Source organism: Citrobacter sp. RHBSTW-00944, assembly GCF_013615435.1.
Lineage (GTDB): Bacteria > Pseudomonadota > Gammaproteobacteria > Enterobacterales > Enterobacteriaceae > Citrobacter > Citrobacter braakii.
In genome coordinates, this window is sequence record NZ_CP055418.1 from 1,835,109 (window position 1) to 1,852,841 (window position 17,733).

At 52.2% G+C, this 17,733-nt stretch carries 17 protein-coding genes and 1 tRNA gene; 10 read left to right on the forward strand and 8 right to left on the reverse strand.

The genetic code is table 11. The annotated features are described in order from the left end of the window. Position 1 precedes the first annotated feature (1 nt). Complete coding sequence (locus tag HV334_RS08735; RefSeq protein ID WP_181221471.1) at positions 2-721, forward strand: C40 family peptidase; 720 nt, start codon at positions 2-4, stop codon at positions 719-721. A gap of 9 nt (positions 722-730) precedes the next feature. On the opposite strand, the gene HV334_RS08740 is transcribed toward HV334_RS08735, so the two are convergent. Beyond that, complete coding sequence (locus tag HV334_RS08740; RefSeq protein WP_181221472.1) at positions 731-1,087, reverse strand: Arc family DNA-binding protein; 357 nt, start codon at positions 1,085-1,087, stop codon at positions 731-733. A 109-nt stretch (positions 1,088-1,196) separates the two neighbouring features. Here HV334_RS08740 and HV334_RS08745 point away from each other — a divergent pair, with 109 nt between their 5' ends. Continuing rightward, positions 1,197-1,370, forward strand: a complete 174-nt coding sequence (locus tag HV334_RS08745; RefSeq protein WP_071596417.1) for an Arc family DNA-binding protein — start codon at positions 1,197-1,199, stop codon at positions 1,368-1,370. A gap of 174 nt (positions 1,371-1,544) precedes the next feature. Here HV334_RS08745 and HV334_RS08750 read toward each other — a convergent pair whose 3' ends face one another. Beyond that, complete coding sequence (locus HV334_RS08750; RefSeq protein WP_020899206.1) at positions 1,545-2,525, reverse strand: IS5-like element ISKpn26 family transposase; 981 nt, start codon at positions 2,523-2,525, stop codon at positions 1,545-1,547. Positions 2,526-2,639: 114 nt separating this feature from the next. Between HV334_RS08750 and HV334_RS08755 the strand changes: the two genes are divergently transcribed. Genes HV334_RS08755 through HV334_RS08770 form a run of 4 tightly spaced genes read left to right on the forward strand, consistent with a single transcriptional unit; the run spans position 2,640 to position 9,016 of the window. Further along, a complete protein-coding gene (locus tag HV334_RS08755; protein ID WP_181221474.1) occupies positions 2,640-3,245 on the forward strand; it encodes a tail assembly protein in 606 nt (201 codons plus the stop codon). A gap of 55 nt (positions 3,246-3,300) precedes the next feature. Continuing rightward, the gene (locus HV334_RS08760; protein WP_181221476.1) at positions 3,301-6,504 is read left to right on the forward strand and encodes a host specificity protein J; all 3,204 of its coding nucleotides are present in this window, start codon (positions 3,301-3,303) and stop codon (positions 6,502-6,504) included. 1 nt (position 6,505) lies between these two features. Beyond that, complete coding sequence (locus HV334_RS08765; protein ID WP_181221377.1) at positions 6,506-7,450, forward strand: DUF6453 family protein; 945 nt, start codon at positions 6,506-6,508, stop codon at positions 7,448-7,450. A gap of 9 nt (positions 7,451-7,459) precedes the next feature. After that, a complete protein-coding gene (locus HV334_RS08770) occupies positions 7,460-9,016 on the forward strand; it encodes a tail fiber domain-containing protein (RefSeq protein ID WP_181221477.1) in 1,557 nt (518 codons plus the stop codon). 128 nt (positions 9,017-9,144) lie between these two features. On the opposite strand, the gene HV334_RS08775 is transcribed toward HV334_RS08770, so the two are convergent. Further along, the gene (locus tag HV334_RS08775; protein WP_038642073.1) at positions 9,145-9,387 is read right to left on the reverse strand and encodes a DinI family protein; all 243 of its coding nucleotides are present in this window, start codon (positions 9,385-9,387) and stop codon (positions 9,145-9,147) included. 21 nt (positions 9,388-9,408) lie between these two features. Between HV334_RS08775 and HV334_RS08780 the strand changes: the two genes are divergently transcribed. Further along, positions 9,409-9,855 carry a S24 family peptidase gene (locus HV334_RS08780; protein ID WP_247754269.1) on the forward strand — a complete coding sequence of 149 codons (447 nt, stop codon included), beginning with the start codon at positions 9,409-9,411 and terminating at the stop codon, positions 9,853-9,855. A gap of 130 nt (positions 9,856-9,985) precedes the next feature. On the opposite strand, the gene HV334_RS08785 is transcribed toward HV334_RS08780, so the two are convergent. From HV334_RS08785 to HV334_RS08795, 3 genes are all read right to left on the reverse strand, one after another. Beyond that, a tRNA-Pro gene (locus tag HV334_RS08785) sits at positions 9,986-10,062 on the reverse strand. 74 nt (positions 10,063-10,136) lie between these two features. Next, complete coding sequence (yejM, locus tag HV334_RS08790) at positions 10,137-11,897, reverse strand: LPS biosynthesis-modulating metalloenzyme YejM (RefSeq protein ID WP_016153760.1); 1,761 nt, start codon at positions 11,895-11,897, stop codon at positions 10,137-10,139. A 31-nt stretch (positions 11,898-11,928) separates the two neighbouring features. Then, complete coding sequence (locus tag HV334_RS08795; protein WP_003027506.1) at positions 11,929-12,156, reverse strand: YejL family protein; 228 nt, start codon at positions 12,154-12,156, stop codon at positions 11,929-11,931. Positions 12,157-12,290: 134 nt separating this feature from the next. Here HV334_RS08795 and yejK point away from each other — a divergent pair, with 134 nt between their 5' ends. Beyond that, complete coding sequence (gene yejK / locus HV334_RS08800; RefSeq protein ID WP_016157002.1) at positions 12,291-13,298, forward strand: nucleoid-associated protein YejK; 1,008 nt, start codon at positions 12,291-12,293, stop codon at positions 13,296-13,298. A gap of 120 nt (positions 13,299-13,418) precedes the next feature. Here the strand turns inward: yejK and rplY are convergent, their stop codons facing one another. Next, positions 13,419-13,703 carry a 50S ribosomal protein L25 gene (rplY, locus tag HV334_RS08805; RefSeq protein WP_016153758.1) on the reverse strand — a complete coding sequence of 95 codons (285 nt, stop codon included), beginning with the start codon at positions 13,701-13,703 and terminating at the stop codon, positions 13,419-13,421. Between the two features lie 124 nt (positions 13,704-13,827). Beyond that, positions 13,828-15,588 carry a DEAD/DEAH box helicase gene (locus HV334_RS08810; protein ID WP_032931694.1) on the reverse strand — a complete coding sequence of 587 codons (1,761 nt, stop codon included), beginning with the start codon at positions 15,586-15,588 and terminating at the stop codon, positions 13,828-13,830. Between the two features lie 150 nt (positions 15,589-15,738). On the opposite strand from HV334_RS08810, the gene rsuA reads away from it, so the two are divergent. Then, positions 15,739-16,446, forward strand: coding sequence for a 16S rRNA pseudouridine(516) synthase RsuA (rsuA, locus tag HV334_RS08815; protein WP_016153756.1), 708 nt, complete (start codon positions 15,739-15,741; stop codon positions 16,444-16,446). A 15-nt stretch (positions 16,447-16,461) separates the two neighbouring features. Beyond that, positions 16,462-17,652: a Bcr/CflA family multidrug efflux MFS transporter gene (locus tag HV334_RS08820; protein ID WP_016157000.1), complete on the forward strand. Its 1,191-nt coding sequence runs from the start codon at positions 16,462-16,464 to the stop codon at positions 17,650-17,652. The last annotated feature ends 81 nt before the right edge of the window (positions 17,653-17,733 follow it).

Sequence of the window (17,733 nt, forward strand, 5' to 3'; positions counted from 1 at the left end):
TATGCGTCAGAAAATTATCGACGCCATTATGGCGCATGCTGCCGCTGAATATCCGCGGGAGAGCTGCGGCGTGGTGGTGCAAAAAAGCAGGGTGCAGCGGTACATTCCCTGCCGTAATCTGGCAACTGATCCGACAGAGCATTTCCACCTGTCACCGGAGGATTACGCCGCTGCCGAAGACTGGGGTACGGTGATTGCCATTGTCCACAGTCACCCGGACGCAACGACACAGCCAAGCGAACTGGATAAAGCGCAATGCGATGCAACGCTCTTACCCTGGCACATCGTGAGCTGGCCGGAGGGGGACCTACGTACCATCCACCCGCGGGGAGAGTTGCCGCTACTGGAGCGCCCGTTTGTGCTCGGTCACTTCGATTGCTGGGGGCTGGTGATGAGTTACTTTAGGCAGACGCATGGTATTGAACTGAAGGATTACCGCGTCGATTATCCCTGGTGGGAGGACAGTTACCCCGAAAACTTCTACCACGATTGCTGGTATGAATGCGGATTTCGTGAATTCAGCGGTGCACCGCAGCCAGGTGACATGGTCATCATGCAGGTCCAGGCTAATAAGTGGAATCACGCAGGAATTCTACTGGAAGGTAACATGCTGTTGCATCACCTATATGGGCACCTCAGCCAGCACGTTCCTTATGGTGGCTACTGGCAGGAACGGACGATGAGGGTACTGCGCTACAGGGATTTAATTAAACCCTATTAGAATGGAGCCTCACTCTTTCTGAAGGGGGCTACCTTGGGATAGTAGAAATAATATTTTCCTTAAATTGGCGCTTTCAGTTTCTATGTTTCTTGCCATTATGGCCGCGGCATCTTTTAGAACTCCCTGAACTTTTTCCTTCTCTTTGTCGTTTAGCTTTGCAAACTCCTCGGGCTCCGTTAGGCCAAGAATGAATTCAATACCCTCCTGTGCTAAAGCCGGTTGAGATATAGCATTTGCAATTATATCCACTATCTCTGAATTCATGGATCTCCCATTGCGCTTTGCTCTCTCAGCTATAACGTCACGCATCCCGTCAGGGAAGCGTAGGTTGAACTTGTCTTGCATTTGGCTGGGGTACTTGCTCATCACATCACCTACAAAGATTTAATAAAATTATTATGGGGCCAACTTGACATCTATCGCAATGGTGTTAACTTAACACTAGGTGTCAACTTGGCCCCAAAAGGAGGGTTTAATGCAAGATTCACTTTATACAGAAAGAAAGAATATTAAACGTAACCTTCGCCTACCAGCGAGATTAGACCAGGAAATTAGGAGATTGGCGGAAATGGACTGCATTTCACTGAACTCCGCGATTGTTCGTTTATTGGCAAAAGGAGTAAGGGAAGAGGTAGAAAATGGTCGTTAAAAGTAGCGAAGCCCAGAAGTGCGCTAAGGAAGGTGCGAATAAGTAGGTCATTTCTTCCCAAGCTGACTCGCTGATTAAAATTTCGCGGATCTGGGCCGATTTTTTTCCCGCAAACACATCGAATCAGCCTATTTAGGCTATTTTTTCCACCATTTCTGGCGTTATTTCCGGTTTTTACTGAGATCTCTCCCACTGACGTATCATTTGGTCCACCCGAAACAGGTTGGCCAGGGTGAATAACATCGCCAGTTGGTTATCGTTTTTCAGCAGCCCCTTGTATCTGGCTTTCACGAAGCCGAACTGCCGCTTGATGATGCGAAACGGGTGCTCCCCCCTGGCACGGATGCTGGCTTTCATGTATTCGATGTTGATGGCCGTTTTGTTCTTGCGCGGATGCTGCTTCAAGGTTTTTACCCTGCCGGGACGCTCGGCGATCAGCCAGTCCACATCCACCTCGGCCAGCTCCTCGCGCTGTGGCGCTCCTTGGTAGCCGGCATCGGCTGAGACAAATTGCTCCTCTCCATGAAGCAGATTACCCAGCTGATTGAGGTCATGCTCGTTGGCCGCGGTGGTGACCAGGCTGTGGGTCAGGCCACTCTTGGCATCGACACCAATGTGGGCCTTCATGCCAAAGTGCCACTGATTGCCTTTCTTGGTCTGATGCATCTCCGGATCGCGTTGCTGCTCTTTGTTCTTGGTAGAGCTGGGTGCCTCAATGATGGTGGCATCCACCAAAGTGCCTTGGGTCATCATGACGCCTGCTTCGGCCAGCCAGCGATTGATGGTCTTGAACAATTGACGGGCCAGTTGATGCTGCTCGAGCAGGTGGCGGAAATTCATGATGGTGGTGCGATCCGGCAGGGCGCTATCCAGGGATAATCGGGCAAACAGGCGCATGGAGGCGATTTCGTACAGGGCATCTTCCATGGCACCGTCGCTCAGGTTGTACCAATGCTGCATGCAGTGAATACGCAGCATGGTCTCCAGCGGATAGGGCCGTCGGCCATTGCCCGCCTTGGGATAAAACGGCTCGATGACAGCGGTCATATTCTGCCATGGCAGAATCTGCTCCATGCGGGAGAGGAAAATCTCTTTTCGGGTCTGACGGCGCTTAGTGCTGAATTCACTATCGGCGAAGGTGAGTTGATGGCTCATGATGTCCCTCTGGGATGCGCTCCGGATGAATATGATGATCTCATATCAGGAACTTGTTCGCACCTTCCCTAACCAAGAGTTAACCCGCTTCGGCGGGTTTTTTATGGTGATAATATGAAAGAAGTAATGACAAAAATACAGCTTGGTGGAGTGTTAGGAAAGACCTTCGGTAGAACCCATCAACGACTGATAGCGCGAACTGGTGAAGCTGCTATTGCTCTAAGTAAAACAATACCCGGTTTCGAAAGTTTCATGATCAGCAGTAAACGTCGCGGATTAACTTTTGCGGTGTTTAGAGGAAAAAGGAATATCGCTGCAGATGAGATGGGTTTTCCCTCTGAAGGCGACGTAGTAAGGATCATGCCTGTAATTATTGGCAGTAAACGAGCTGGTCTTTTTCAGACTATATTAGGAGCTGTTTTGATAACAGCTGCTGTCTTTGTTTCTGGCGGTATTGGCGCTGCGTTCGCTGCTGGAGGCTTGACGGGGTTTGCCGCAGCCACTGGTGCTTCGTTGGTCCTCGGCGGGGTTATTCAGCTTCTTTCTCCGCAGCCTTCCGGCATAGCCAGCAAACAAGGTGCAGACAACCGGGCTTCGTATGCGTTTGGTGGAGTAACAAATACAGCGGCGCAGGGATATCCCGTTCCTCTTGGATATGGTAAGCGTCGAATTGGTGGGGCGATTATTTCTGCCGGAATATACGTCGAAGATCAGCAATAACCAAAATAATCTTCCTTTCAGGCTACCAGATGGTGGCTTTTTTTATGGGCGCAATATGGCTACAACAACCCAGATTAAAGGCCGCAAGGGCGGCAGTTCCAGTTCCCGAACCCCTACCGAACAGCCTGATGATCTGCAATCTGTAGCGAAGGCTAAAATCCTCGTTGCGCTTGGGGAAGGGGAATTTGCAGGGCAATTAACCGGAAAAAATATCTACCTGGACGGCACTGCGTTGGAAAACTTCGACGGCTCCCAAAACTTTAGCGGCGTAACGTGGGAGTTTCGCGCGGGAACGCAGGCACAAAATTACATTCAGGGCATTCCCGGTACCGAAAACGAAATCAATGTTGGAACTGAAGTATCAAGCGCTACTGCCTGGACGCGCACCTTCACCAACACCCAACTATCAGCCGTTCGCCTCCGACTGAAATGGCCTTCACTGTTTAAGCAGGAGGACAACGGCGATCTGGTAGGGTATTCCGTCAATTATGCGATAGACCTACAGACTGATGGTGGGACCTGGCAAACCGTTCTTAATACTAGCGTAACCGGCAAAACGACGTCTGGTTATGAGCGCAGCCACCGTATTGATTTACCGCAGGCTGGCAGTACCTGGACAATCCGACTGCGTAAGATTACTGCTGACGCAAACAGCGCCAAGATCGGCGACACAATGACACTGCAGAGCTTCACGGAGGTAATTGACGCCAAATTGCGTTATCCAAATACCGCTTTGTTGTACATCGAATTTGACTCAAGCCAGTTCAATGGCTCTATCCCACAGATTTCTTGCGAGCCAAAAATGCGCGTGATCCGTGTACCGGATAATTACGACCCTGAAACAAGGGCTTACAGCGGTACATGGCAGGGGGTGTTTAAATGGGCATGGACCGATAACCCGGCGTGGATTTTTTACGATCTGGTGGTGTCAGACCGCTTTGGTCTCGGTCATCGGCTCACTGCGGCGAACATCGATAAGTGGACGCTGTATCAGGTGGCCCAGTATTGCGATCAGCCAGTTCCGGACGGTAAAGGTGGCAGTGGTACCGAACCTCGCTATACCTGCAACGTGTACGTTCAGGACCGAAACGACGCCTACACGGTCCTGCGTGATTTTGCCGCTATATTCCGTGGCATGACCTACTGGGGCGGTGATCAGATTGTGGCCCTGGCTGACATGCCGCGCGATGTTGATTACAGCTACACGCGTGCTAACGTTGTTGACGGTCGCTTCACCTATTCGAGCAGCACTTCGAAAACGCGCTATACCACAGCGCTTGTGTCATGGTCAGATCCCGGCAATGCTTACGCCGACGCTATGGAACCTGTATTTGAGCAGTCGCTGGTGGCACGGTATGACTTCAACCAGCTGGAAATGACAGCCATCGGCTGCACCCGGCAGTCAGAAGCGAACCGAAAGGGGCGCTGGGGTATTCTCACCAACAACAAGGATCGTATTGTTTCATTTGATGTTGGCCTGGACGGAAACATTCCGCAACCGGGATACATCATCGCCGTGTCAGACGAGCTTCTGTCCGGCAAAGTTATGGGCGGCCGCATCAGTGCTGTTAACGGTCGCGTGATTAAACTTGACCGCGTAGCTGATGCATCAGCAGGCGATCGCCTTATTCTCAATCTTCCCTCCGGTGCGTCACAGAGCAGAACTATTCAGGCGATTAACGGGGAATCAGTCACAGTCACCACGGCATACAGTGAGACACCACAGGCCGAAGCTGTATGGGTGGTTGAGTCAGATGAACTCTACGCCCAGCAGTATCGTGTTGTCAGTGTCTCCGATAACAATGATGGTACCTTCTCGATTACCGGCGCATGGCACGACCCGGATAAATATGCCCGTATCGATACCGGAGCCATCATTGACCAGCGGCCGGTGAGTGTGATCCCGCCGGGTAACCAGTCGCCGCCGGCTAACATTGTGATCAGCTCGTTTTCAGTGGTGCAGCAGAATATCAGCGTCGAAACCATGCGTGTGAGCTGGGACCAGGCGCAGAATGCCATCGCCTACGAGGCACAGTGGCGCCGCAATGATGGTAACTGGGTAAACGTGCCGCGCAGCTCCACCAACTCATTTGATGTATCGGGTATTTATGCAGGGCGCTACCTCGTGCGTGTGCGTGCCATTAATGCCGCTGAAATTTCCTCTGGCTGGGGCTATTCCGAAGAAAAAACGCTGACGGGTAAGGTGGGAAATCCACCGAAACCTGTCGGCTTTGCGACAACGCCGATCAACTGGGGGATTCGCCTGAACTGGGGATTCCCGGCTAACACCGGGGACACGCTGAAAACGGAAATTCAGTACACCGCGAACAGTGATTTCTCGAATCCTCTGTTGCTGTCGGATGTGCCTTATCCGTCTGCCGAATACACCCAACTGGGGTTAAAAGCGGGGCAAGAGTTCTGGTACCGCGCGCAACTGGTAGACAGAACGGGTAATGAATCAGGCTGGACCGACTGGGTTCGTGGTGAATCTAATGCGAATGCTGACGACTACCTGGGCGATATTGCTGATGACTTCCTGACATCTGCCGACGGTGACCGCCTGACTGGCGACATTGATACCAATCTCGAAGCCGCATTGCAGAACGCGCTGGCCAACCATGCAACCGTGGAACACCAGTGGGCGCAGTACGGCGAGGTACGCGCGGATATTCTGGTGGTTAAAACGACCATTGCGCAGGTCGATAAGGCCATGGCTGAAATGTCGACGCAGGTGCAGGCGCAGTTCAATGATGTGACTGCCGCGCTGGAAGATAAGCTCACCGCAGTGGTTGATGCGACCGGGGCATCTGCAATTTACACCCTTAAAACCGGAGTTCGAATAAACGGTGTGATGTATAACGCCGGGATGTCGATCGCGGTGCTGGCGGAAGCGGGTAAGCCGGTAGTCACCCGCGTCGGATTTAACGCTAATCAGTTCGTCCTGATGAGTGGTAGTGGCAACACGCAATATTCACCGTTTGCGGTGGTCAATGGTCAGGTATTTATCAGCGATGCGTTTATTCAGGATGGCAGCATTACCAATGCCAAAATTGGTAATTTTATCCAGTCGAATAACTTCGTTGCGGGTTCAGCAGGCTGGCGCATTGATAAAAATGGAAACGCTGAATTACATGGCAAACTTTACGCTGACAGTGGCCAGTTTGCATTTAATGGCACCAATAACACTGTCGTCATCAACGGGAATGGGCTGACGGTCAATTTGTCCGGTGGTGGTCGGGTTGTAGTCGGGAGGTGGTGATATGCCGGAGGGGATATTAATCGACTATAACGATGGACGTCCGGTGATGGCAATTACTGCGGGGCTGCGAGCCCCGAGTTTTTGTACATCGTTCTCGGGCTGGTCATCCCAGTTCATGCAGTATCCGGTCAATACGCCACTTGTTGCAGGTTCACAGGTTATCGTGGTGCCAACCAACCCCATTTACATCTATTCCTATGCTGAATTTGATGTGGCCATTATGACCGGCGTCACCCGCAACGGTAATTCCGGGGTAATCATCGGGGCTGAGACAATCGGAGGGAAAAGCATTGTCCCCGACTGGTCAGGCTACGTTATGGAGCTGCTCCCTGCGGCGACGTATAACGAAGGATTACTGGTTTCAAACTCGACTGACTTCACCGCCATATCTAATCAGGCTGCGCTGATGACCTGCGCCTGGTCGGGACGCATTATGGTTAACGGCAGCGCGCCGCTTCCGGTCAGCGGTATTCCTTTTGGCAAATGGGATAACCCGAATGTGTCGGTGGGGTTTGACGGCGGCAGTATCATCGTGCGCGACATTTCCTACACAGGGCGGGATGACGTGGCCGGCACGGCGACGATTGACCTGGTGATATTCAATCAGACCGCACCTGTCGGTGGCGACGGTATCACGATGACCAACGCCGCAGGCCAGGTGACATTCTCCACGCTGAAACGCCCCTTTGTATATGACCGACAAATCCAGATCACCGATGCCTTCCAGGATATAGGCGGCGGGTTCTGCCAGATAGTCTATACCGGCGTGCAGGTGCGTATGAGTGGTGGATGGGGAAATATCAGAACCAAAGGCGTGGTCATGTCTGGCGGCAGCGTCAGGTCAGCCTACAACAAAGTGTTTGCAAACCGTAATTCCGGTTCATGGGATATGACCCGAAACAGAAATATCGCCATGCCCATTCTTATTATTCCTAACATGTACTGAGGAAAAACTATGTCAGCAGGAACCTTAACCCTGACGAATAACTCTGCTGCGGTCGCTGGCAGCGGGACCGCGTTTACCACCGAGGTGGCGGCCGGAGATTTTATTGTTGTTACGGTCGGTGGTGTTCCCTATACGCTTCCGGTTAAGTCCGTGGAAAGTGGTACAGCGTTGATGCTGGTCAGCAATTACACCGGGCCAACCCAATCTGGCGCGGCCTGGTCAGCTGTTCCTCGTATGGCGCTGAATATGGTTACCGCGGCGCTGGTGGCTCAAAGCGCGGAGGCACTGCGCGGACTGAACTACGACAAACAGAACTGGCAACTGTTATTCTCTGCGAACGGCAATATTACTGTCAGGCTTTCTGACAATTCGGAGTTTACCGGACCATCATGGAAAAGCATTATTGAGCAGGTCAATAATGCGTTGTTGAAAAGCCAGGCCCTGGCCGATCTGCCTGATAAAAATGCGGCCCGCGATAATCTCACTTTGGGAAACTCTCAGGATGTTACATTCGGTAGTGTTCTTGGCTCCCGTGGCGTCAATTCTGTGGCGGGTGGGTCGGGTACAGGCGTCAAAAGCACTGCAGGCGTCAAGAAGGATATTTTACTGACGTCAAATAACGTTGATGGTGAACAGGGCTGGATGATGAACCAGTTGCAGGGATGGATGGGGAATTCGTTCTACCAGTTTGGAGGGATACGAGGCGCGGGAAATTATCTGGATGCCATTGCTTTAATCACAAGTAGTTTTGGATCAGGCGCAGTCACATACCGTTTCAACTTTCTTTCTGGTTATGGCGGAGTAATACAATCGCCGCGCGGTTTCTGGGGGGAGTGCCGACAGGGGGGGTGGGGGGATGTTGATGGTCCCTGGACCGCACCTTACTGGTCATCCATTATTGGTGGAAATGACGGTGGCTGGGCTCCAATCGTTTCTGGTGGATCTGCATCATCGGGTGGGTGGAGTACCCGTCTGTCACTTGGGCTCATTTCTAATGGCGCCAATGGCTGGCCTCATGGTGTCCTACATTTTATGGGCGATGCCAGATATCACAGGATGTTCAGATTCAATCCTCAGTCTGGTGACATTACTACTGACGTATGGAACGAATCCGGGTCAAACTGGCAGGGATCGTACGTGTTCGCCAAGAATGCGACGTCAGACCGCGATCTCAAAGAAGATATTCAATATCGGGACGGGAAAGACAGTTTCGACCGTGTCATGCAGTGGTTGCCGACCATGTTTAAGTATAAGGGGTCGGATACACAGCGTTTTGGCCTTATTGCCCAGGATCTGACTAAAGTTGATCCGCAGTACGTAAAGATAGTGCCTGGTGGACCTATTTTTGAGGACGTTGTTGGTGTGGATGAGTCCGATAACGAATATGTTGACCATCAGATTGAGGTTGGTCTCAAAGACGATACCCTTGCCCTTGATAATAATGTCATTATGGCCGATATGGCATGCGCTATGGTTTATATGGGCAGAGCGATGAAGGAACAGATGTCTGAACTCAATTCCCTGAAGAATGTGATTGAGACGCTGAAAGGTAGCCAGCAAAATTGACGGTTGCCGCAACCACGCCGTATGCAAGAGCATGATTGCGGCCGACTGGCGAACGTTCGATAGTGCGAGTATTGAATGATTGCCAGTCACGGCGGATTGTACTTAAGTAATATGACGGTTCAAGGCGTTTAATCTGAAACCAGCCACATATCAGCCTCTTCAAACATTTCCTGAACAGTACGGCTTATCTGTTCCTTTTCATGCTTGCTGGCGTCAGTGTTGATCGCCGGCAATGTCATCATCGGTTTTACCCGGACATCAGCATCCGGAAAAATCCGGTGAACCCTCTTACTCAATTCGCCCAGAATGATATCTTTTGCACCAGGCAGACCATCAAAATTCCTTTTGTCATAAACGAGTTCCACGAACATTGATTATTACTCCTTTACTGGATGGATATACAGTATTTATACTGTGTTTTTACCCGGTATTCAAGAGAGGGCATAAACATGGGCTTTCCTTCACCTGCGGCAGATTATGTTGAAACACGAATCTCCCTCGATCAGCAACTAATCAGCCAGCCCGCAGCGACTTATTTCATGCGGGCATCGCGTTCACATTTCAGGGAAGGAATACTCCAGGGGGCGTTGCTTGTTGTGGATGCATCACTTACTGCCTGCGATGGTTCACTACTGATATGTGCAATAGACGGGGAATTCAGGATCAAGCGATACCGAACTCACCCTCAGCCCCACCTGATAAATCTGGAAAACGGGAGAAGGGAGGCGCTGCCAGTAGATGATGGCGGTTACAGTTCTGCACCCGCTATATTCGGGGTGATCACGTACATCATTAATGATGCCAGGAACGCGGAGTTTGATGACTGCCCGGTTATGTGAATAGCTGAAACTTTACGGTAAAGCCGATGTTTTGTGTCGGGGTTTTTCCCCGATTATTCCCCATAGCTTCCCCGTTCAGAAAACAGGCACAAAAAAACCAGCCGTAACAGGCTGGTTCTTAGAGGATTTTTGGTCGGCACGAGAGGATTTGAACCTCCGACCCCCGACACCCCATGACGGTGCGCTACCAGGCTGCGCTACGTGCCGACGCTATGGCTGCTAATACTACTGCTTTCCGCTGCGAATGCAAGGGGAAGCATCGCTAAGTGATTTATAATTAATCAGTTAGCAATAAATCGTTTCTCATCCGTCAGAACCTGTAGCAGCAGGCTTAGCTGCGGTTTCTGATCTTTTATTTTTTCGCCGCGTAAATCATAGGTCTGATAATTACCGTTGTTGTTCAGCACCAGCGTCATCTCTGGCGTGGTAACGGCCATCGTGCTGCCGTCGGCGGCGGTAACCCAGTAATGGCGGCGGTTTGCATTGAACAGATCCTGCCCCTGCGAGTATTCGTTAGCAGGCGTGCTGACGTGCAGCAGGCGCTGCATGAGCGTTGTCATCAGGTCTGTATGATCGGTCAGGCTATTGATGCGTTGGGCAGGCGTTCCCGGCCAGTGAATAACCAGCGGAACCTGCAGATGACCACGCGACCAGGCAAAATTGTTCTCTTCCTGAGTCAGCGGCACGCCCCGACCTGCGGTAATAATCACTACCGTGTTGTTCAGTTTACCGGAGTCGCGCAGGGCACTAAGAATACGGTTAATATTGGCATCCACATCCTGAGCGGCGCTGGCATAGCGTTTGGCAAAGTTCTTCTGGTTGCTGTTATCAAGGTTCGTCCCGTTAAAGGAGACCCACGAGAACCAGCGGTTATCTTCCTGCGCGTAGCGCCCCAGCCAGTTAATCCACTGGCTTGCGGTTTGTTCGTCAGATTGCGTTTGTACGCTTGGCATGGAGAAGTCTGACAGCAGCGCCTGGCGATACAGCGGGCTGGTAAAGCCATCCGAGGAGAATAGCCCTAACTGGTAACCCTGCTGGTTCAGTGCAGTAATCAGCGCCGCAGGCGTACGGGTCGACAAAATGCCGTCCATGTAGCTTGGCGAGACACCATAGAACAGGCCAAAGATGCCGTTATCCGTGGTGTTGCCTGAGCTCATGTGACGCGTAAACGAGATATTCTGCCCGGCGAATTCAGCCAGCGCAGGCATCTGTTTTTCAAAGCGTGAGTAGTTCAGACCGTCGACGGTAATCAGCAGCACGTTCTGACCGGTGCCCATATCGCGATAGCGCAGTTCGCTAAGCGGGTACTGCACGGAAACCGCTTCTGGATTGCCCTGTTCGATCAGGCGGCGCTGATACTCTTGCGCATCCAGCAGGCCATGTTTTTCCAGGAATTTACGTGCCGTCATCGGGTAGGAGAGCGGCAGATTCGCACGCTGCATGGTAATCGGGCGATAGAAATTGGCATCCGCCCAGATATACACCACGTGCGAGGCGATAAAGGAAACGAAGAAGAATGCTGCTAACGGTTTGGCAAAATGGCGACGACGCGTCAGGCTGCGCAGCTTTTGCCAGCTCCAGGTTGCAAACAGCATTTCAATTAACAGAATAACCGGTACGCTGATAAACATCAGCTGCCAGTCACGCGCCGCTTCATTCTGGTCTGGGTTGATGACCAGTTCCCAGACGATCGGATTGAGATGCAGGTGGAAGCGGGTGAAAACTTCGCTGTCGATTAGCAACAGCGTCATGCCAGCCGTCGCCAGAATAGCTGATAAGAATCGCATCAGCCTCTGGGACATGACGATAAACGTCAGGGGAAACAGGATCAGCAGATAGGTGGCGAACACCAGAAAGCTAAAATGCCCGACAACGCTCAGGTAGGAATAAACACGACCTGCAAGGGTTGTCGGCCAGTCGGCGACAAACAGGTAACGGCTACCGAGCACCATGGCCAACAGAATGTTGAACAAGGCAAACCAGTGCCCCCAGCTAACCATCTGGGAGACTTTCTCACGGTAGCGTTGACGATGAGTTACCATAAACTGTTGTTCGTTTCCCCGGAGCAGGCTCTTAATGCGCTTGGTCGTCGTTTACCGAAGACTGCAATGCGCGGGCAAAAGAGTTGGCAATCGCCTGGCGCTGGGCCGGTGCGATGCTTGTATTGATAAGGTTAGTCACCATATTTCCCAGTACCATCAGGGAAAGGTCGGTCGGCGCCTTATGTTTTTCCAGTACGTTGAGCATCTCATTCAGCAGTTGTTCAACGTGTTCGTCACTATAGCGGGAAATTTGTGGCATAAATCGAAATCAGTCTGTTCATGAAAGGGCAACATATTACCGTACAGACAGTTTTTTTTCTGCTTTTTTATCTTCTATTGCGTCACTGCCCGGCAGGTGGTTGAATACCGCCCGGTCTAAAAGGAGAGTTTATCATGAGTCTGGATATCAACCAGATTGCCCTGCACCAGCTTATCAAACGTGACGAGCAGAACCTTGAGCTGGTCTTGCGCGATTCATTACTGGAACCGACAGCGACCGTTGTCGATATGATGGCTGAGTTGCATCGGGTATACAGCGCCAAGAATAAAGCTTATGGCCTGTTTAGCGCAGAGAGTGAACTGGCGCAAACGCTGCGTTTACAGCGTCAGGGCGAAGAGGATTTTCTGGCCTTTAGTCGTGCAGCGACAGGGCGCTTGCGGGACGAACTGGCGAAATATCCTTTTGCTGATGGCGGCATTGTCCTGTTCTGCCATTACCGCTATCTGGCGGTAGAGTATCTGCTGGTCGCCGTGCTGAACAATTTAAGCAGTATGCGCGTCAATGAAAATCTGGATATCAACCCGACGCACTATCTGGATATCAATCATGCGGATATCGTGGCGCGTATTGATTTAACCGAGTGGGAAACCAACCCGGAGTCCACGCGCTATCTGACGTTCCTGAAAGGGCGGGTAGGGCGCAAAGTCGCCGATTTCTTTATGGACTTCCTGGGTGCCAGCGAGGGTCTTAACGCTAAAGCGCAAAACCGCGGCCTGTTGCAGGCGGTCGATGACTTTACTGCCGAGGCCCAACTCGATAAAGCTGAACGCCAGAACGTGCGTCAGCAGGTCTACAGCTACTGTAACGAGCAACTGCAGGCCGGTGAAGAGATCGAGTTGGAGTCGCTGTCCAAAGAGCTTTCCGGCGTCAGTGAAGTCAGCTTCAGCGAATTTACCGCTGATAAAGGCTACGAGCTGGAAGAGAGCTTCCCGGCGGATCGCAGCACGCTGCGTCAGTTAACCAAATTTGCCGGAAGCGGCGGCGGGTTAACCATCAACTTCGACGCCATGTTACTGGGTGAGCGTATTTTCTGGGATCCAGCCACAGATACTTTGACCATCAAAGGTACGCCGCCGAACCTGCGCGATCAGCTACAGCGTCGTACTTCGGGCGGGAAATAAAGCCGTTTGCCGGATGGGGGCGTTAACGCCCCCATCCGGCCTGTGTGATTCATCTTTACCGCCAACAAAATCCCATAAAAAACCCCGCCGAGGCGGGGTTTTTCTTCAACTTGTAAGCGATTACGCGCGAACGAAGTCGATGTGTGCCAGCTTCGGCTTGAACGGGTGACGCTGTACTGCCTGAGCTTTAACTTTCACTTCTTTACCGTCAACAACGATGGTCAGAACTTCGCTGTAGAATTCAGCTTTAGCTTGCATGTTCATAACTGCATCGTGATCCAGTTCGATAGCAACCGGGGCTTCTGCGCCACCATAGATGATTGCCGGGAACTTGTTAGCGGCACGCAGGCGGCGGCTCGCACCCTTACCCTGCTCTTTACGTACTTCAGCGTTGATAGTAAACATTTAAATCTCTCTTTAATAATTCCTGCTACAGGCGACCCAGCAACAGGTAAGTGATCTGCTTTGCGTATGCAAAAGCGGGCGAGATTCTATACTTAAACGGCTGGTACATCAATCAAAAGTACGATTAACCGCGTAATTCATGTGCCCGACGATAGCGTCCTTCATAATCGAAGACCTTTTCACGGACCTGCCAGTACTGACCTTTCATGCGCGCCACCACGAAATCAGGATGACGTAACAGCGCCTGCTGGGCGAGGATATCGGCGGCGGTTATCCAGCGTAAGGGAATGCCGGGCGTTCGGGTGTGCGGGCGAATAAACAGTTGCTCGAAAGCCGTACGCTGCGCGGGAGTATGCAGGCGAAAGCGTTCGCTAACGTCGGCACCATCTTCATCGTAATAGGTGATTTTTAGCCATTCGCCTTTTTCATCCTGGCCGTTTTGTAACACCATGCCGCTACAGCGCAGGACCAGCGCATCTTTGAGCCTGAGCGCGGCTTTCAGCATGTCATCCGGGTCAACCAGCACCGTGTCGCACTCCCGACAGCGGCGGGCGGCGATATCATTTTCCGCGTTGCATTGTGGGCAGTTTTTAAAACGAAAACGAAAATCGCACTGTTCGCGATGGCCGTCATCATCTTCAAACCACCCCTGACAGCGGCGGCCAAAGTGTTCAATCAGCGTGCCGTCTGCCGTTGTTTTGCCCCAGAAGGTGTTTGCAAACCCGCAGGCGGGACAGAACACCTGCACCGGAACGTTATCGCTTTTCCCTTTCGGCGCACCCACTTCCGGCGCGTAAAGATCGTGCGGGTTACCGGCATAATCGAGGATCAGACAGTCGGTTTTACCCGGCGCCAGGCGCAGGCCGCGACCGACAATTTGTTGGTAAAGGCTAACTGACTCCGTCGGGCGCAGAATGGCGATAAGGTCGACGTGCGGGGCATCGAAGCCAGTGGTCAGGACCGACACATTCACCAGATAGCGAAAGCGCTGGGCTTTGAACTCTTCAATCAGCACATCACGCTCAGCGCCAGGCGTGTCTCCGGTGATTAGCGCGGCATCGTCAGCAGGCAGCAGGCCCAGAATTTCTTTGGCGTGCTCCACTGTGGCGGCGAAAATCATCACCCCTTTGCGCGTCTGGGCAAACTCGACAATCTGGCTGATGATATGCGGCGTTATTCGCTGCTGCTTTTTCAGTTCCTGATTCAGATCCGTTTCGCTAAACAGGCCGTTACTCTGCGCCTGCAGGCGGCTGAAGTCATACTGCACTACCGGCATGTCGAGGCGTTCTGGCGGCGTCAGGTAGCCGTGTTTAATCATGTAACGCAACGGTAATTCATAAATGCAGTCACGAAACAGCGCTTTTTCATCGCCGCGCACCATACCGTGATAATGAAAGTGATAAATCCAGCCTTTGCCCAAACGAAAAGGAGTGGCAGTAAGCCCGAGCAGGCGTAAGTGGGGATTTACTTTGGTCAGGTGAGTGAGGATTTGCTGATATTGACTCTCGTCATCATCACCAATACGGTGACATTCATCGACGATAAGCAGCGAGAATTCTCCCTGAAAGGCGTCAAGATTACGCGCCACCGACTGTACGCTGCCAAATACCACTTTCCCGTGGCTCTCTTTACGCTTCAGTCCTGCGGCAAAAATATCGGCTTCCAGCCCCAACGCGCGATATTTGGCATGGTTTTGCGCGACCAGTTCTTTAACGTGCGCCAGTATCAGCACGCGACCACGCGCCACGCGGGCCAGTTCAGCAATCACCAGGCTTTTTCCCGCACCGGTTGGTAGGACGATAACCGCTGGCGTGCGATGGTGGCGGAAATGGTTGAGCGTGGCATCCACGGCTTCTTTTTGGTACGGGCGAAGAGTAAAAATCATGGGCTCATTAAGGTAAGCAGCAACAATGTATAGTATGCCATGAATCATTTCCCTTGAGGGATGGTGTAACGCCGCTATACTGGGCGGATAATCGTCCCACTTTTCGGGCGCAATCCCGCTTCTTGTTTTTTACAGGCAAAAATCACACTCATGCGACTTGATAAATTTATCGCTCAGCAACTCGGCGTCAGCCGCGCTATTGCCGGGCGTGAGATCCGTGCTAACCGCGTTACCGTCGACGGTGAAATCGTCAAAAACAGTGCCTTTAAGCTGTTGCCAGAACACGACGTAGAATATGACGGCAATTCCCTGATTCAACAAAATGGCCCGCGCTATTTTATGCTGAATAAACCTCAGGGCTATGTTTGCTCAACGGATGACCCGGATCACCCGACAGTGCTCTATTTCCTTGATGAGCCGGTTGCCTACAAACTGCATGCGGCAGGGCGCCTGGATATCGACACCACCGGACTGGTGCTGATGACCGATGACGGACAGTGGTCGCATCGCATCACTTCGCCACGTCACCATTGTGAGAAAACCTATCTGGTAACGCTGGAGTCGCCGGTGGCAGATGACACCGCCGAACAGTTTGCCCATGGCGTACAACTGCATAATGAGAAAGACCTGACCAAACCGGCCGTGCTGGAGGTTATTACGCCAACTCAGGTGCGATTGACCATCAGCGAAGGGCGCTATCATCAGGTTAAACGTATGTTTGCCGCCGTAGGTAACCACGTTGTGGAACTGCACCGTGAACGGATTGGTGACATCAAGCTTGATGAGGATCTGGAGCCGGGTGAATACCGTCCATTGACCGAAGAAGAAATCGCCAGCGTTAACTTAACCCCGCGTTAATTTCAGGAGCTAAATGTGACCACCCGGCAGAACTCGTCAATTGCCATTGTCTTTATCCTTGGCTTGTTAGCCATGCTGATGCCGTTGTCGATTGATATGTATCTTCCGGCACTACCTGTTATCTCTGAACAGTTTGGTGTGCCTGCAGGTAGCGCGCAGATGACCCTCAGTACCTATATTCTTGGGTTCGCGGTGGGGCAGTTACTCTATGGTCCAATGGCTGACAGCATTGGGCGCAAGCCGGTGATTCTGGGCGGGACGCTGGTGTTTGCGGCGGCGGCAGTTGCCTGTGCGCTGGCACAAACTATCGATCAACTGATCGTGATGCGTTTCTTCCATGGTCTGGCTGCGGCAGCGGCGAGCGTGGTTATCAACGCCCTGATGCGCGATATCTATCCGAAGGAAGAGTTTTCGCGCATGATGTCATTTGTCATGCTGGTCACGACAATTGCACCCTTACTGGCACCCATCGTGGGCGGCTGGGTATTGGTATGGCTGAGCTGGCACTACATCTTTTGGATCCTCGCCGTGGCGGCTATTCTGGCGTCGGTGATGATCTTTACGCTGATCAAAGAGACCTTGCCGGTTGAGCGCCGCCAGCCGTTTCGCTTGCGTACTACTCTCGGCAACTTTGCCTCGCTGTTTCGCCACAAGCGTGTACTGAGCTATATGCTGGCCAGTGGGTTTAGTTTTGCCGGGATGTTCTCGTTCCTGAGCGCCGGACCTTTTGTTTACATTGAGATCAACCACGTTTCACCGCAGCATTTCGGCTATTACTTCGCGCTGAACATTGTTTTCCTGTTCGTGATGACCATCATCAACAGCCGCTTTGTTCGTCGGGTTGGGGCATTGAATATGTTCCGTGCTGGCCTGTGGATCCAGTTCGTGATGGCGGGCTGGATGGTCTTTAGCGCGCTGTTCGGGGTTGGTTTCTGGGCGCTGGTAGTGGGCGTTGCGGCGTTTGTTGGCTGCGTGTCGATGGTGTCATCCAACGCCATGGCGGTCATTCTGGATGAATTTCCGCATATGGCGGGAACGGCGTCATCGCTGGCAGGGACGTTCCGTTTTGGCATTGGCGCCATCGTTGGGGCGCTGCTGTCACTGGCGACTTTTAACTCGGCCTGGCCGATGATCTGGTCGATAGCATTTTGCGCTACCTGCTCAATTCTCTTCTATCTCTACGCCAGCCGCGCCAAAAAACGGTGATCTATTACACAACCTGGGGGCGATAGGGCCTCCAGAGTTGATGTACATCAACCGAAAATCTATCAATTTCCCCGCTTATGT

What these genes read in the sequence shown, in the direction of transcription:
- rplY (WP_016153758.1), bottom strand. Translation starts at nt 13,703, where the DNA reads ATGTTTACTATCAACGCTGAAGTACGTAAAGAGCAGGGTAAGGGTGCG.
- HV334_RS08735 (WP_181221471.1), top strand. Translation starts at nt 2, where the DNA reads ATGCGTCAGAAAATTATCGACGCCATTATGGCGCATGCTGCCGCTGAA.
- HV334_RS08765 (WP_181221377.1), top strand. Translation starts at nt 6,506, where the DNA reads ATGCCGGAGGGGATATTAATCGACTATAACGATGGACGTCCGGTGATG.
- HV334_RS08770 (WP_181221477.1), top strand. Translation starts at nt 7,460, where the DNA reads ATGTCAGCAGGAACCTTAACCCTGACGAATAACTCTGCTGCGGTCGCT.
- yejK (WP_016157002.1), top strand. Translation starts at nt 12,291, where the DNA reads ATGAGTCTGGATATCAACCAGATTGCCCTGCACCAGCTTATCAAACGT.
- HV334_RS08780 (WP_247754269.1), top strand. Translation starts at nt 9,409, where the DNA reads ATGGATATACAGTATTTATACTGTGTTTTTACCCGGTATTCAAGAGAG.
- HV334_RS08810 (WP_032931694.1), bottom strand. Translation starts at nt 15,588, where the DNA reads ATGATTTTTACTCTTCGCCCGTACCAAAAAGAAGCCGTGGATGCCACG.
- yejM (WP_016153760.1), bottom strand. Translation starts at nt 11,897, where the DNA reads ATGGTAACTCATCGTCAACGCTACCGTGAGAAAGTCTCCCAGATGGTT.
- HV334_RS08795 (WP_003027506.1), bottom strand. Translation starts at nt 12,156, where the DNA reads ATGCCACAAATTTCCCGCTATAGTGACGAACACGTTGAACAACTGCTG.
- HV334_RS08760 (WP_181221476.1), top strand. Translation starts at nt 3,301, where the DNA reads ATGGCTACAACAACCCAGATTAAAGGCCGCAAGGGCGGCAGTTCCAGT.
- HV334_RS08775 (WP_038642073.1), bottom strand. Translation starts at nt 9,387, where the DNA reads ATGTTCGTGGAACTCGTTTATGACAAAAGGAATTTTGATGGTCTGCCT.
- HV334_RS08745 (WP_071596417.1), top strand. Translation starts at nt 1,197, where the DNA reads ATGCAAGATTCACTTTATACAGAAAGAAAGAATATTAAACGTAACCTT.
- rsuA (WP_016153756.1), top strand. Translation starts at nt 15,739, where the DNA reads ATGCGACTTGATAAATTTATCGCTCAGCAACTCGGCGTCAGCCGCGCT.
- HV334_RS08750 (WP_020899206.1), bottom strand. Translation starts at nt 2,525, where the DNA reads ATGAGCCATCAACTCACCTTCGCCGATAGTGAATTCAGCACTAAGCGC.
- HV334_RS08740 (WP_181221472.1), bottom strand. Translation starts at nt 1,087, where the DNA reads ATGAGCAAGTACCCCAGCCAAATGCAAGACAAGTTCAACCTACGCTTC.
- HV334_RS08755 (WP_181221474.1), top strand. Translation starts at nt 2,640, where the DNA reads ATGAAAGAAGTAATGACAAAAATACAGCTTGGTGGAGTGTTAGGAAAG.